Raw genomic sequence first — 506 nt, forward strand, 5'->3', positions numbered from 1 at the left:
ATAGTGATTGTGCTACCGAGCAGATATTGTATTTCGGTAGAACGCTCAGGAGTTAACATATATTTATCGCCGTTAATATGAGAGCTGAAACTTACTCCCTCTTCGGTTATCTTGCGTAACTTCGATAGCGACATTACCTGAAAACCGCCAGAATCGGTTAATATCGGCTTATCCCAATTCATGAATTTATGTAAGCCACCAAGCCGTACTATACGTTCGGCAGTCGGCTGAAGCATTAAGTGGTAAGTATTGCTCACGTAATTCTTCGTAAACGCTACCTTGAATAATACCGAATTGTGCATAGCCTTCCCGCTTAACAAAAGCATTACGTGATCTATTCGCCCATCTAGTCGTAAGCTGCATAGAAGTTTTAGCTTCTTCAAAGGTTGCAGGGTAAGGCGTACATTCATCAAAAGCCATAGTGATTGTGCTACCGAGCAGATATTGTATTTCGGTAGAACGCTCAGGAGTTAACATATATTTATCGCCGTTAATATGAGAGCTGA

General features: G+C 41.3%; 2 pseudogenes. Both read right to left on the minus strand.

Annotation, left to right across the window (positions count from 1 at the left end):
- A pseudogene (locus O6R16_RS08055) lies at window positions 1–257 on the minus strand (tRNA-guanine transglycosylase); the annotation flags it as partial.
- Window positions 250–506, minus strand: a pseudogene (locus O6R16_RS08060) (tRNA-guanine transglycosylase); the annotation flags it as partial. The pseudogenes O6R16_RS08060 and O6R16_RS08055, both read right to left, overlap by 8 nt.

The organism is Candidatus Rickettsia tasmaniensis (genome assembly GCF_036857515.1).
In the GTDB taxonomy this organism is placed as follows: Bacteria; Pseudomonadota; Alphaproteobacteria; order Rickettsiales; family Rickettsiaceae; genus Rickettsia; species Rickettsia rickettsii.